Consider the following 14,203-nt stretch of genomic DNA (forward strand, 5'->3'; position numbering starts at 1 on the left):
CGCCTCGTTGCGGAACATAACATAATGATACCATAAGACCAGTAAGATTTTGCTGGCATTGCAATTTTTTTCAGCTAAAATAAATCCCATAAGAGTGAAGAGAGCCTCTTGCGAAATGATGGGCTGCAAGGCCATCGTCGCCAGTCTCTGCTGCGTCGGATCTGAATAATACGCAATCTATACAGTGGGTTATATGCGTATGCCGGGCAGGGAGCGCAGAGGCGAGTTTGTGCGTTTGCTTCCAATTATTCCGCGCTGCAGCGGGAAAAACTGAACGCAAAGTCACGCGTTTTTGCTCACGTTCTCATCAAGTGGCCATTGACACGTGCCGAAAAATATAACATGGTTTTCGACGTAAATAACACAATTCTATCACGGAGGTGCGCTTCCGGATCGAGAGCCCAGGCGGTTGGAGGAGACAGTCGCCGGTCGTGCTGAGGAGGCTTCCAGATGAGGATTTTTGTCCACGGTTGCGGTCCTGCCGGTGATCTGCCGATTGTTTGCTCTGGTGCGGCACGCAACGGGTCCGCCGGTCTGAGATTGCTTCCGCGCGCGCCCTTCTTTCCTAACCGTTCAAGTCAAAGGCCGTCCGGACATGAGTACACCGCCTGATTATGCAGCATCAAAGCCGAGCAGCGGCAATTTCAAGCTCATGGCAAGCGCGGCGCTTGCCGTCATCGTCCTTGGGGCGATTGCGCTCGATACCACGGTCGTCAAGATGGGCTCCGCCAACGATGTCCGCCAACAGGCATTTTCCGCGGAGACTTTCGGCGCAGAGCAGTTCCCGAAGATTAAGGCGAATGTCGAGGATCGGGCCGTTGCGGTCTCCGAGCTTGCGGCCGCAATCGCTGCCGACAAGAAGGCAGCCGCCGACAAATACGGGACTGCGACGAGCACCGGACCGGTGATCCCTGTTACGCTGACGGGTGTCTTCGGCGCCCGCAAGGCGAACATGAGTGAGCTAAAAGTCGATGGGTTGCCTCCCGAGACGGTGGTCCGTGTCCAGACCGGTCCTGCGGTCAATGGCACGGACCTCCGTGACGCGACCGGAACCATCGAATTCGGGCAGTTTACCAACCAGATCCAGTATCAGGATGCCGGTTCGGCTATCAACAACGAGATGAAGAAGGCGGTCTTTGCAGGCCTCGATCCTGACGCGCTGGATGGAAAGACGGCGACCGTGGTGGGTGTCTTCAAGCTCATCAACCCGAAAAACTGGCTCGTCACGCCAGTGAAGGTCGAGGTCAAATGAGCCAGCCGCTATGCAACTCCGGAAGCCGGGGCGAGGTTGTTCTTGCCGCTCGCAACATCGCCAAGTCCTATGGCAATGTTCACGCCCTGAAAGGAGTGAACTTTGACATCCACCGCGGCCAGGTCACGACTCTGTTCGGAGAGAACGGCGCGGGCAAGTCGACTTTGATGAAAATCCTTTCGGGGGTGGTCCAGCCGAGTTCCGGGGAGATCATCCTCGACGGCTCGCCTGTCAGCTTTGCATCGTCGACCCATGCGCGCGGGTGCGGGATTTCTATCATTCACCAGGAGCTCAGCCTGGCACCCAATCTCAGCGTCCGTGACAACATCTTCATGGGTCGAGAGATCATCAAGGGTGGGGTTGTCGACTTCGCCGAGGAAGAGCGTCAGACACGTGCGCTCATGGAAGAGCTCGAGGAAGACATCGATCCGCTGACGCGCGTCGAAGATCTCCGCCTCGGCCAGCAGCAGATCGTCGAGATCGCGCGCGCCCTTTCTATCAATTCGCGTATCCTCATCATGGACGAACCGACTTCGGCGCTGAGCGCCACCGAAGTGGAAGTGCTCTTCAAGGTCATCCATGACCTAACCAGCCGCGGCGTCTCGATCGTCTACATCTCGCATCATCTGGAAGAGGCCCTGCAGATCACCCACCACGCCGTTGTCCTCCGCGACGGGAACATGACGGCCTATGCGGAGCGCAAGGATATCGACCTCGAATGGATCGTCCGCAACATGGTCGGCGAGAACTTCGACCTCGGCAATCCACCGCAAGGCCATCAGTTCGGCGCTGTAGCGCTTTCCATCGAAAACCTGAGTGTTCCCGGTCCTTCCGGCGCTGCCTACAATGCGGTCGACCGCCTATCGTTGCAGGTGCGCGCCGGCGAGGTCGTCTGCATATACGGGCTGATGGGGGCCGGGCGGACGGAACTCCTTGAATGCATCGCCGGTCGCCTGCGTTCGAACGGCGGCAAGGTTCTGCTCGAAGGCCAGGACGTCGGCGGGCTTAGCATCGCGGGGCGCATCGCCGGCGGTCTCGTCCTTGTACCCGAAGATCGCCAGCGCGATGGCCTGGTCCAGACGATGACGGTCGGATCCAATCTGTCGCTTGCGAGCATCGGCGCCTTTACGAAGAGGCTGTTCACTTCCGGTCATCGGGAGCGCGATCTCGTCAACGATGCGATCCGCCGGGTGCATGTGAAGACCGATGGCGGCGCGGCAGCTATCGGCTCGCTGTCCGGCGGCAACCAGCAGAAGGTCGTCATCGGCAAGATGCTGGCAACCCAGCCGAAGGTGATCCTGCTCGACGAGCCGAGCCGTGGGATCGATATCGGCGCCAAGGCCGAAGTGTTCAAGCTGCTCGCGGAGCGTGCCAAGCAGGGACTGGCGGTCGTCTATTCGACGTCCGAAGTCAATGAATGCCTGAGCATCGCGCACCGCATCATCGTTATGCACCGCGGCAGGATATCGGCCGACTTTGGCTCGGACGTCACCAAGGAAAAGATCATGGCAGCCTCCGGCGAAGCCGTGGTCGCGCACTAGCCTGGAATTATGGAGCGCTGAGTATGTCAGTCACAAACATCATCGAGAAGAAGTCAGTTTCCACCGGGCAGAAGCGCAATACCAACGTCGTGCGTCTCATCCTGGAAGGCCGGGCATTTTTTGCGCTGATCGTCATCATCGCAGTCTTCTCGTTCCTGTCACCCTACTATTTCACGCTGAACAACTTCCTGATCATGGCGTCGCATGTCGCGATCTTTGGCATTTTGGCAATCGGCATGCTGCTGGTGATCCTGAACGGTGGCATCGACCTGTCGGTGGGCTCGACGCTGGGGCTCGCAGGCTGCATCGCCGGCTTCATGATGCAAGGCGTCACGCTCAACTATTTCGGCGTCATCCTCTATCCGCCGGTCTGGGCCGTCGTCATCATCACATGTGCGCTTGGTGCTTTGGTGGGTGCCGTCAACGGCGTGCTGATCGCTTACCTCAAGGTGCCGGCCTTCGTCGCTTCACTGGGTGTGCTTTATGTAGCCCGCGGTATTGCGCTATTGATGACCAATGGCCTGACCTATAACAATCTCGGCGGCCGGCCGGAGCTCGGCAATACCGGGTTCGATTGGCTCGGCTTCAACCGGCTCGGAGGCATCCCGATCGGCGTGATCGTGCTTGCGGTTCTGGCAATCGTCTGCGGCATCGTGCTGAGCCGCACGGCCTTCGGCCGTTGGCTCTATGCCTCGGGTGGTAATGAACGTGCGGCCGACCTTTCGGGCGTTCCCGTCAAGCGCGTCAAGATCGTCGTCTATGTGCTGTCGGGTGCCTGTGCCGCGATCGCCGGCCTGGTCTTGTCGTCGCAGCTGACCTCCGCCGGTCCGACTGCCGGCACCACGTACGAACTGACCGCGATCGCAGCCGTCGTCATCGGTGGTGCAGCGCTGACCGGCGGCCGCGGTACGGTTCGCGGCACCATGCTCGGCGCCTTCGTCATCGGCTTCCTCTCGGACGGCCTCGTAATCATCGGGGTCTCAGCCTACTGGCAGACCGTCTTCACCGGGGCGGTGATCGTTCTCGCCGTCCTCATGAACAGCATCCAATACGGCCGCCGGGTCAAATCATCCTGACGGCTTCAAATGAACTTATCCGCGACGGCAGGCTGGATTCCATGAACGCCGATTGGGGAAAGCACCGCCGGGTCTCCGGCAATGACTGAGCTCACTAATGGGAGAGAGACTATGTTTAAAAAAGGCATGCGCATTCTTCTTGCCGCCGCGACTGTGGCACCGCTTCTTGCAGGCTCGGCCTGGGCGGCCGGGATGATGACGATCATCGTCAACGACCCGTCGAACCCGTATTGGCTGACGGAAGGCAACGTTGCCAAAGCCGCCGCCGAAAAGCTTGGCTATACCGCCTCGGTCAGCGCGCACAAGGGTGATACCAACACCGAAAGCAACCTGATCGATACGGCCATCACCAACAAGTCGGTTGCGATTATCCTTGATCCGGCGAATGCTGACGGTTCCGTCGGTGCGGTGAAGAAGGCCGTTGCCGCAGGCATTCCGGTCATCCTCGTCAACGCGGAAATCAACCAGGAAGGCCTGGCGAAGGCGCAGCTCGTTTCCAACAACGCCCAGGGTGCAGCACTCGGTGCCCAGCAGTGGGTCGAAGCCATAGGCGACAAGGGCAACTATGCCGAACTCTTCGGCGCACCGTCGGACAACAATGCCGCGACGCGCTCCAACGGCTATGAGACCGTGCTTTCGCAGTATCCGGACCTGAAGAAGGCTTCCAAGGAAGTCGCCAACTGGGACCGTACTCAGGGCCATAACAAGATGCAGTCCATGCTGCAGGCAAACCCGGACATCGTCGGCGTCATCTCTGGCAACGACGAAATGGCGCTGGGCGCCATCGCCGCTCTCAAGGAAGCCGGCAAGCTCGCCAACATCAAGGTCGGCGGTTTTGACGGTTCTCCGGATGCTGTTGCGGCCATCAAGGCAGGTGAACTCCAGTACACCGTCCTGCAGCCGGTTGCCGTGTTCTCCGAAGAAGCGGTGAAGCAGGCAGACAGCATCATCAAGACCGGCAACACCGGTGCCAAGAGCGAGAAACAGCTGTTCGATTGCCTGCTGATCACCAAGGACAATGTGGATAAGTACACGGGTCCGTTCGTCTTGTCGCAGTAATCGTCGAAGGGGCGCTCGAAAAGGCGCCCCTTTCAGCGACGGCGGCACAGGCTCGGCTCTTCGGATGCCGGAAACGCTAACTTGCGGGCCGCAATCGCCCGTTTCATGTCGCCTTTTTGCCTTGGGGCGGCAATCACTGTACGAAGCTGGGATCCAGAGTTCAGCGACAAGGGTGACCCGTGACACAGAAGACGAGCCAGGGCGACGATCTGTTGGACCAGCTTACAAGCGACAGCCGCCAGACGCGCCAGATCGCTCGCCGGCGCATGATTGCCGAAGCCGTCATGAATGAAGGCTCGATGCGGATAGAAGACCTCACCGACCGTTTCGGGATCAGCCTGATGACTGCTCATCGCGACGTGGACGAACTTGTCAGCCGCGGTCTCTTCAGGAAGACGCGCGGCATCGTCACTGCGGCTGCCACCAATCTCATAGAATCAAGCGAGGTCTATCGCTCGAACCGCCAGTCGGCGGAGAAGAAGCTGATCGCCGAAGCGGCGATGCAGTTCGTGGAGCCGGGGCAGGCGATCTTCTTCGATGATTCGACCACGGTCCTACAGATGGCGGCGCATCTGCCGTCGAAGGTACCGGTCACGGCCATCACCAATTCGCTGACGCTCATGAACGCGCTGAAGGGCATGCACGACGTGACGCTGCTCGCACTCGGTGGACAGTATTACAACTGGTGTAACGCCTTCATGGGTCGCATGACCATAAACGAGATCAGAGGTCTCAGGGCCGATGTCGCGTTCATCTCCATGTCGGCGATCAGCGACGGCACGGTGCTGCACCAATCCCCGGAGACCGTCGATACCAAGCGTGCCATGTTCGACTGTTCCGTCAAGCGCATCCTGCTTGCCGATCACACGAAGTTCGAGCAGCGGGCGCTTCACAGTTTCGCGGCACTGGACGAGTTCGACGTCGTCATCGTCGACGACAAGACGCAGCCGGTGCACATCGACCGCATGCGGTCCAGAAATATCAACGTTGTCATCGCCAAGGGCGCCGGAGGGCGCTCGTGACCGGACAAGCCGTTGCTGATAGCGAGGTAAAAGCGAATGCCGAGTCTGCTCGGGATCGATAGTGGCCTGACGGTCACCAAGGCCGTCATCTTCGATATTGACGGCACGCCGCTCGCAGTCGCCCGGCGCCGCGTGACGCAGTTTATCCCAAAGGCCCGCCATATCGAACGGGACATGGACGAATTGTGGAGCGCGACGGCAGACGCGATTCGGGAGGCGATCACCCTCAGCAATCGGCCGGCAAGCGACATCCAGGGCATCGCCGCAACAGCCCACGGGGATGGCATCTATCTGCTCGACCACGAGCGGAGACCTTTGGGCCGGGCCATCCTGTCCCTGGACAGCCGGGCCGGTGCCGTCATCGATCGGTGGATGGAAAGCATTGTCGCCGACCAAGCCATCGAGCTCACGGGTCAGATTCCGCATGTCTCCGCACCATCGGCACTGCTTGCCTGGATCCGCGACATGGAACCCGAGCGGTTCAAACGCATTGGTCATTTCCTGAGCTGCAAGGACTGGCTGCGGTTTTGCCTGACAGGCATCGTCGGTACGGATCGCACGGAGGCAAGTACCTCCTTTACCGATGTGAAGACACAGGAATACAGCCAGGAGGCCCTGAGGCTCTTTGGGCTGCAGAAACTTGCCCATGCGCTGCCGCCGGCCGCGCGTTCCGATCAGATCATCGGGCGGGTGACACCTGAGGCGGCGCATCTGACCGGCCTTGCCAACGGAACGCCGGTCGTTGCCGGGCTGCATGACGTCACGGCCTCCGCGCTCGGGGCAGGCGGCTATGCCAAGGGCGTCGTCGCCGTCATTGCCGGTACCTATTCGATCAATGAGACGCTATCGTCGGAACCGCGGGTCGACCGACGTTGGTTCTGCCGCAACGGCATCGCGCCGGGCATCTGGAACAACATGTCGATCTCGCCGGCATCGACCGCGAATTACGACTGGTTTCTCGACAAGCTGTGCGCCGGCGAGCGGACGAAGGGCGAGACGCAAGGCAGCTCCATTCACGCGCTGCTCGCGCCGGAAATCGATGCGGCTTTCGATCGGCCATCGACGGCGCTCTTCCATCCCTATCTGTTCGGTTCGCCCTATGGTGCTTCGGCAAGTGCCGGCTTCTTCGGTCTCGGCGGCTGGCACGATCGCGGCGACATGCTGCGGGCCGTGCTTGAGGGTATCGCTTTCAATCATCGCATCCATGTCGATGCACTTGGCGACGGCTTTGAATTTGAAGAGGCAAGGCTTGCCGGGGGTGTCTCGCGCAACCCGCTGGTCGTTCAGATGTTCGCCGATGTGCTCGGCATACCGGTGACCGTGACCGAAACGGATGAGGCCGCCGCCTGGGGTGCTGCTCTTTGCGCCGGATCGGGCGCCGGCGTTTATGCTGATCCGCAGAGCGATCCGCGCGACATCACCCGCATCGCGAAGACGTGCCAGCCGGATGCGGCACGCAGCGCGGACTACGACAAACGCTACCGGGTCTTCCGCCAGATCGCCGACGCTATGACGCCCCTTTGGCCGAAAATTGCCGGCCTTGCGCCGGAGCAATCGGTAACCGACGAGGCAGAACCCCGGCACTGATGTGTGGGCGATTTAGGACGAACAAAATCATGACTCCCGACATGCAGCAACGCTTCTCGAACCTTGGAGAGGGCGACATCGACGTTCTGATCATCGGAGCGGGCATCAATGGTGCCGGACTGTTTCGCGACCTTTCGGCGCAAGGCGTCAATTGCGTGATCGTCGACAAGGCCGATTTCGGCTCCGGGACGAGTGCTGCGCCATCGCGCCTCATTCACGGCGGCCTGAAATATCTCGAGACGGGCGAGTTCGGCTTGGTCGCCCAGTCGACGTTGGAGCGCAATTTGCTGCTGAAGAACGCTCCGCATTGCGTCGAGCCATTGCCTACTTTCATACCGGTATTCTCCTGGACACGGGGTATTTGGGCAGCGCTGCGCACGCTGCTTGGCTCCAAGACTGCGCCACGCAGCCGGGGGGCCGTTCTCATCAAGATCGGGCTTAGGCTCTACGATTTCTTTGGATCACGCGACCAGGTCATGCCGCGCCATCGGCTGATCCTGAAAAAGCAGGCGCGCAAGGAAATGCCGCACCTCACCCCGGCAATCGTCGCCGGCGGAATTTATTACGACGCCAAGATCAGCAGGCCCGAGCGGCTCGTCTACGAACTCGTCATGGACGGGCTCGAGGCAAATGCGAAGAGCCTTGCCGCCAATTTCGCGACGCTTGCGGCAGTCTCCGGCGGACGCCTGATATTCAGGCAACCGGACGGGGGCGAATTTGCAATCTCTCCCAAACTGGTGGTGAACGCCGCCGGTCCCTGGATCGATCATGTCAATGGGGCGCTCGGCGCTCCCTCTCGGATGATCGGCGGTACCAAGGGTTCCCACATTCTTCTGGATCATCCTGAGCTGGTTCGCGGCCTGAACGGCCACATGATCTATTTCGAGGCCGACGATGGGCGCATCTGCCTCGTCTACAGCTATCTCGGGATGGCGCTCGTCGGTTCCACAGATATCCCTGCCGACGACCCGGATAATGTCCGCTGCGAGGAACCGGAAACCGAATATTTTCTCGATAGCGTCCGCTCGCTGCTACCGACGCTTCGCTTCGATCGTGATCAGATCGTCTACAGTTACAGCGGCATCCGTCCGCTGCCGGCCTCCGAGGCGACCGCCCCGGGGCTGATCAGTCGCGATCATTCCGCACCGGTGAAGGAGCCGGAAGAAGGCAGGCCGTTTCCGATCATCTCGCTGGTCGGCGGAAAGTGGACTACGTTCCGCGGTTTTGCCGAAGAGGTTGCCGATTCCGTTCTCGCGCGCCTGCAGCATGTTCGCAAGCAATCGACCCGCTACCTGCCGATCGGTGGCGGAAAGGCCTTCCCAATGGATGTGCAGCAACGAAGCGTGTGGATCAGGGAGATCGCGGTGCGGACCGGCGCACCGGTCGAGCGCGTGGACGAACTGCTTGGCCGCTACGGAACAACGGCTGCGGCCGTGCTCTCCTTCTCGTCGGCATATTCCGATGAACAGCGGCTGACGGGCGCGGGGCACTACAGTTTCAAGGAAGTCGACTGGATTGCTCGAAACGAACTCGTCGTACACCTCTCCGATATCGTCTTTCGGCGCACGACGCTTGCTATCGAAGGCCGCTTGAAGCTCGAAGGTTTGCGGGAAATCGCCGGTGTCGCCGGGGCTGCGCTCGGCTGGAACGCCGAACGCATTGCAGGCGAAATCGAGGATGTCGTCAACCAGCTTGAAAAATTCCATGGCCAGACGCTCGCAAGCAGGATGCCTGCCGCCGGGCCCGAGCAGGCACAGCACCCCGCGTCAGCATAGGCTCAAGCTCAAGAGAAGATCGGATCGAGCGAACCGGATTTGTAGCGCTTGGCCATTTCCGACACCGGAAGCGGCGTAATCCGGCTTGCCATTCCGGCCGTGCCGAACTGTTCGAAGCGCTCCTTGCAGAGCTTGCCGAGCGCGGCCATCGCCGGCTTAAGATATTTGCGCGGGTCGAATTCGCTTGGATCTTCCTGCAGCACTCGGCGGATCTGGCCGGTCATCGCCATCCTGCCATCGGTATCGATGTTCACCTTGCGCACGCCGTTCTTGATGCCGCGCTGGATTTCTTCGACCGGCACGCCCCATGTCGGCTTCATCTGGCCGCCGTACTTGTTGATGATCTCCTGCAGTTCGATCGGGACTGACGACGAGCCGTGCATGACGAGGTGCGTATTCGGCAGTTTGCGATGGATTTCTTCGATGACGCTCATCGCCAGTACGGATCCGTCCGGCTGGCGGGTGAATTTGTAGGCACCATGGGACGTCCCCATGGCGATCGCCAGCGCATCGACCTTGGTTTCGCGTACGAACTTTACGGCCTCGTCGGGGTTTGTCAGCAGCTGGTCATGCGACAGCTTGCCTTCGGCGCCGTGGCCGTCCTCGGCCTCGCCCATGCCGGTTTCCAGCGAGCCGAGAACGCCGAGTTCGCCCTCGACCGAGATGCCGCCGAGATGCGCCATGTCCGTCACCATCTTGGTGACGTCGACATTGTAGGCCCAGTCAGCCGGTGTCTTGGCATCCGCCTTCAGCGAACCGTCCATCATCACCGAGGTGAAGCCTGCCTGGATCGCCGTCATGCAGCTCGACGGATCGTTGCCGTGGTCGAGATGAACGCAGACCGGAATATGTGGATAGATCTCAACGACGGCATCCATCATGTGCTTCAGCATAATGTCGTTGGCGTAGGCGCGCGCTCCGCGCGACGCCTGCATGATAACCGGTGCATGAGACGCGTCAGCGGCCTCCATGATGGCGAGCGCCTGCTCCATGTTGTTGATGTTGAAAGCGGGAACGCCGTAGCCTTCCTCCGCAGCGTGATCGAGCAGCTGCCTCAGCGTGATGCGTGCCATCCAAGATTTCCCCATATCGATGGTCGAACGGAACGCCGCCATCCTGTCGAAAGTAGAGCCCGGGCGCGCGCTCCCGGTTTTAAACGGCAGAATGGCATAGGAGGAGGAATGTAACAAGCGGTAATAACAATATCACAAACAGTATGATATTTGCGGGGAGCCATCTTCGCATGCGTTCAACCGATTAAAGCAGCGACGAGGAAGGCAGCGGTCCTATAAATGCTCGCTTAACCGCGCTTTCCAGGCGAATAACGTTGGTTCTTGGCGGCAAAGCGGACTCTCCGCCGCAATTTCTCACTGAAACCGCATCTCTTGGTCGCCCAGCTCGTGCAGGCGCAGGGAGTGACAAACCCTGGCTGCGTCAGTAATCTCGCGCGACTAGCCGGCAATCCCGCTGCAACAACGAAAACAACCCTGATAGAGAGGAACCATGAAGCGAACCTGTTTTGCGGTCACCTTGGTGGTGGCGTGGAGCCTGACATCGGCGCTGACCTTCGCGGCGGATGACGCTCTATCGGAAATCAAGAAGGCTGGCGTGATCAAGATAGGAACGACGGGTGACTACAAGCCCTTCAGCTACAAGGCTGCTGATGGCACCCTTACGGGTGCCGACATCGCCATGGCCAAGGATCTTGCCGCCGATCTCGGTGTCAAGGCGGATTTCGTTGCCACGACCTGGAAAACGATGTTGGACGATTTCAAGGCCGGCAAGTTCGACATCGCACTCGGCGGCATTACCGTAAACGCCGCTCGTGACGAAGTGGGCGACTTCTCGGTGCCCAATGTGACCGACGGCAAGCGACCGATTGCCCGCTGCGAGGACAAGGAAAAATATACCACGCTTGATGCGATCGACCGGCCCTCCGTGCGGGTGATCGTCAATCCGGGCGGGACCAACGACAAATTCGCCCACGAGCATTTCGACGAGGCGTCGATCGAGGTATTTCCCGACAACAAGACAATTTTTGACCAGATTGCGTCGGGCAGGGCCGATGTGATGGTCACGGACGGCGTGGAGGTGGACCTGCAGTCCAAGCTGCATGCCAGCGTCTTGTGCCCGGTCGCCGTCAAAGAGCCGTTCACGCATTTCCAAAATGCCTATCTGCTGCGCGAAGATCCCGCCTTGAAGGCGGCGGTGGACGCTTTCATGCGCAAGCAACTGGAAAGCGGTGGATGGAAAGAGAAACTCGACGCGGCAATGAAGTAAGGGATCTCTGCTGCGTAATAGCGGACGAAAAAATATTCTCGGTTGACGAGCGCGCAGCTGCGTCGCGATCCCGTGTTCCGGGCACAAGCGACGGTGCATCAGTGACGACTCTAATCGCTGGCGTCGCATGGCTGTGGATTTCCTGACGCAGCCTGGGGCTGGACGGTTTGTGCACTCCTCTCGACGCCGATGTGCTGACGATGCCTTGGAATCCTTTGGAAAAACGCGTGCCAAGACAAAGGTGCGCAAGGGAGGGTCGAAATAGGCGCCTGCTTTCGAGCCGCCTGAAAGGCCTGCGGAGACTTTCCCGATGCGGCCAAAGAAACATGAGCAGCGCGCACTCATCTGCTGGGATCATCGCCAGCATTCAGCGGAACCAATAGGCCTAACTTGACGTCCTTCAGCACTACATTCGTGTGCATGCGCCGGATCTGCGGGTTTTCTTTCATGATCAGGGCCGCGATGTCGTCATAATGCTCGACGTCGCGTGCCGTGATAATGGTGATCAAGTCCACCGCTCCGGTAACATAGTAAACTTGCTGGATGTGATCCTGCTTTTCCGCCCAAAGGCGGAACTTCGCTAGCGCATCGTAGTTGTCACGCTCGATTTCCAACCCGGCGATGAACACCATCGGCGTGCCCGTCGCCTTGCGATCGACGACGGCTACTTCGGCCTTGATGATGCCGTCATCGCGCAGGCGTTTCAGCCGCCTCTGCACCGCCGAGGTCGAAAGCCCGACCTTTTCGGCGATGGTTTCCGCCGTCAGCTGACAATTGCGCTGAATGATATCGAGAATATCGCGATCAAAGCCATCTAATCTTTCCATGTGCTCCTCCGCCTCCGGCGGCGAAATTACCCGGCGATACCGGTATTCTGTCATATTAAACGCATCAGAAACAGATTTCTGCATAATTAATGCAAAACAATCAGAATTTGCGCGCAAAAACCGCAGCTATTCGCGATATTCTCCGAACACTATTTGAACCGGTACCGCGCATGACAAAAACGTCTTTCCAGGCACTTCGTGTGGATGATCTTCACAAGAGCTATGGCCCACATGAAGTCCTCAAGGGCATTTCGACAACGGCCCGTAAAGGCGACGTGATTTCGATCATCGGGTCGTCGGGCTCCGGGAAGAGTACATTCCTGCGCTGCATCAATTTGCTGGAGATGCCCGATCGGGGCCGCATTGTCGTGAACGGCGAGGAAGTCGCCTTGAAACGCAGCCGCAGCGGGCAGATGCAGCCGGTGAACTGGCGGCAGATCGAGCGACTGCGCACCGGCCTCGGCATGGTTTTCCAGAACTTCAATCTCTGGGCCCATCGAACGGTGCTAGAGAACGTCATCGAAGCACCGGTCCAGGTCATGGGATTTGCGCGCCGCGAGGCCATCGAGAAGGCAGACGCTCTCCTCAACAAGGTTGGGCTCTACGAGAAGCGCGATGCGTACCCCGCCTTTCTTTCCGGCGGCCAGCAGCAACGGGCAGCCATTGCCCGGGCGCTTTGTGTCGACCCGGCCGTTATGCTGTTCGACGAGCCGACCTCGGCGCTCGATCCCGAGTTGGTCGGAGAGGTGCTCAAGGTGATCCGTGAGCTCGCGGAGGAGGGCCGCACAATGCTGATTGTCACCCATGAGATGCGCTTTGCCCGCGACGTTTCAAGCCACGTTCTCTTCCTGCATCAGGGCCTGATCGAGGAGGAGGGATCGCCGCGGCAGATCTTCGACGCTCCACTCAGCGCCCGTTGCCGGGAATTTACCGGCATGCTCGCCCATCATTGATCCCGCCGATTGGTCACAGATACCCCCAACAGGAGAAATCCACGAATGAAACTGCTCCCCCTGCTGCTCGCCGGCGCCACGCTTGCCATTTCTGCCATCACGGCTCAGGCTGAAGTCCGTTTTGGCGTCATGAACGAATCATATCCCCCCTTTTTTGCCAAGGATGCCTCCGGTGAGTGGCAGGGCTGGGAAATCGACCTGATGAACGCCGTGTGCGAGCAGATGAAGGAGAAATGCTCGATTGTCGAGGTCTCCTGGGATGGGCTCATTCCGGCGCTGCAGAGCAAGAAGTTCGACGTCATCTGGTCGTCGATGTCAAACACTGCAGAGCGTTCGAAGGTCATCGACTTCACCGACAAGTATTACAACACGCCGAGCACCTTGATCGGCCCAAAGGACCAGAAGCCGGGCGCGACGGCCGATGACGTGAAGGACAAGACTCTCGGCATTCAGGTCTCGACCATCCAATCGGAATACTACAAGAAGTATTTCGCTGATGTCGCTGACGAGAAGACCTATCAGACCCTGGACGAGGCATTCCAGGATCTTGCCGCCGGCCGCATCGACTATGTGTTCGGGGATTCGCTTGCGCTTGATGCATTCCTGAAAAGCGACGCCGGCAAGGATTGCTGCGTCAAGATGGGTGACGTCGCCGACGACGAGGAGATTCTCGGAGCCGGCGTTTCCGGCGGTCTGCGAAAGGAAGATTCCGAGCTCAAGGCAAAGCTGAATGCTGCGATCGCTGCCGTGCGCGCCAGCGGCAAGTACGGTGAAATCACCAAGAAATATTTCGCCTTCGACATCTACGGTACGAACTGACCTCGATCCCGG

The 14,203-nt window shown here is 59.5% G+C and carries 12 protein-coding genes; 10 read left to right on the forward strand and 2 right to left on the reverse strand.

Translation table 11 applies throughout. The features are described from left to right. Positions 1–595 precede the first annotated feature (595 nt). The 7 genes from A3C3_RS0107645 to A3C3_RS0107675 all read left to right on the forward strand — a co-directional run bounded on the left by A3C3_RS0107645 (position 596) and on the right by A3C3_RS0107675 (position 9,312). Complete coding sequence (locus tag A3C3_RS0107645) at positions 596–1,252, forward strand: DUF2291 domain-containing protein (protein WP_022714018.1); 657 nt, start codon at positions 596–598, stop codon at positions 1,250–1,252. After that, positions 1,249–2,793 (forward strand): sugar ABC transporter ATP-binding protein, encoded by a 1,545-nt coding sequence (locus A3C3_RS0107650; protein WP_022714019.1) that lies wholly within the window; start codon positions 1,249–1,251, stop codon positions 2,791–2,793. The genes A3C3_RS0107645 and A3C3_RS0107650 overlap by 4 nt, the downstream gene beginning before the upstream one ends. A gap of 23 nt (positions 2,794–2,816) precedes the next feature. Further along, positions 2,817–3,869: an ABC transporter permease gene (locus tag A3C3_RS0107655; RefSeq protein WP_022714020.1), complete on the forward strand. Its 1,053-nt coding sequence runs from the start codon at positions 2,817–2,819 to the stop codon at positions 3,867–3,869. 111 nt (positions 3,870–3,980) lie between these two features. Beyond that, on the forward strand, positions 3,981–4,928 hold the full coding sequence (locus A3C3_RS0107660) for a D-ribose ABC transporter substrate-binding protein (RefSeq protein ID WP_022714021.1): 948 nt from the start codon (positions 3,981–3,983) through the stop codon (positions 4,926–4,928). Between the two features lie 179 nt (positions 4,929–5,107). Further along, positions 5,108–5,950 (forward strand): DeoR/GlpR family DNA-binding transcription regulator, encoded by an 843-nt coding sequence (locus A3C3_RS0107665; protein WP_022714022.1) that lies wholly within the window; start codon positions 5,108–5,110, stop codon positions 5,948–5,950. A 36-nt stretch (positions 5,951–5,986) separates the two neighbouring features. Then, positions 5,987–7,537: an FGGY-family carbohydrate kinase gene (locus A3C3_RS0107670; RefSeq protein ID WP_022714023.1), complete on the forward strand. Its 1,551-nt coding sequence runs from the start codon at positions 5,987–5,989 to the stop codon at positions 7,535–7,537. 29 nt (positions 7,538–7,566) lie between these two features. After that, the gene (locus A3C3_RS0107675; protein ID WP_028739473.1) at positions 7,567–9,312 is read left to right on the forward strand and encodes a glycerol-3-phosphate dehydrogenase/oxidase; all 1,746 of its coding nucleotides are present in this window, start codon (positions 7,567–7,569) and stop codon (positions 9,310–9,312) included. An 8-nt stretch (positions 9,313–9,320) separates the two neighbouring features. Here the strand turns inward: A3C3_RS0107675 and fba are convergent, their stop codons facing one another. Then, the gene (gene fba / locus A3C3_RS0107680; RefSeq protein ID WP_022714025.1) at positions 9,321–10,385 is read right to left on the reverse strand and encodes a class II fructose-bisphosphate aldolase; all 1,065 of its coding nucleotides are present in this window, start codon (positions 10,383–10,385) and stop codon (positions 9,321–9,323) included. Between the two features lie 430 nt (positions 10,386–10,815). Here fba and A3C3_RS0107685 point away from each other — a divergent pair, with 430 nt between their 5' ends. Beyond that, positions 10,816–11,592: a transporter substrate-binding domain-containing protein gene (locus A3C3_RS0107685; RefSeq protein ID WP_022714026.1), complete on the forward strand. Its 777-nt coding sequence runs from the start codon at positions 10,816–10,818 to the stop codon at positions 11,590–11,592. 341 nt (positions 11,593–11,933) lie between these two features. Here the strand turns inward: A3C3_RS0107685 and A3C3_RS0107690 are convergent, their stop codons facing one another. Continuing rightward, positions 11,934–12,419, reverse strand: a complete 486-nt coding sequence (locus tag A3C3_RS0107690) for an Lrp/AsnC family transcriptional regulator (RefSeq protein WP_022714027.1) — start codon at positions 12,417–12,419, stop codon at positions 11,934–11,936. Between the two features lie 170 nt (positions 12,420–12,589). Between A3C3_RS0107690 and A3C3_RS0107695 the strand changes: the two genes are divergently transcribed. Further along, positions 12,590–13,372, forward strand: a complete 783-nt coding sequence (locus tag A3C3_RS0107695) for an ABC transporter ATP-binding protein (RefSeq protein ID WP_028739474.1) — start codon at positions 12,590–12,592, stop codon at positions 13,370–13,372. A 45-nt stretch (positions 13,373–13,417) separates the two neighbouring features. Further along, complete coding sequence (locus A3C3_RS0107700; protein WP_022714029.1) at positions 13,418–14,191, forward strand: transporter substrate-binding domain-containing protein; 774 nt, start codon at positions 13,418–13,420, stop codon at positions 14,189–14,191. Positions 14,192–14,203: the final 12 nt, after the last annotated feature.

This window comes from Rhizobium mongolense USDA 1844 (assembly GCF_000419765.1).
In the GTDB taxonomy this organism is placed as follows: Bacteria; Pseudomonadota; Alphaproteobacteria; order Rhizobiales; family Rhizobiaceae; genus Rhizobium; species Rhizobium mongolense.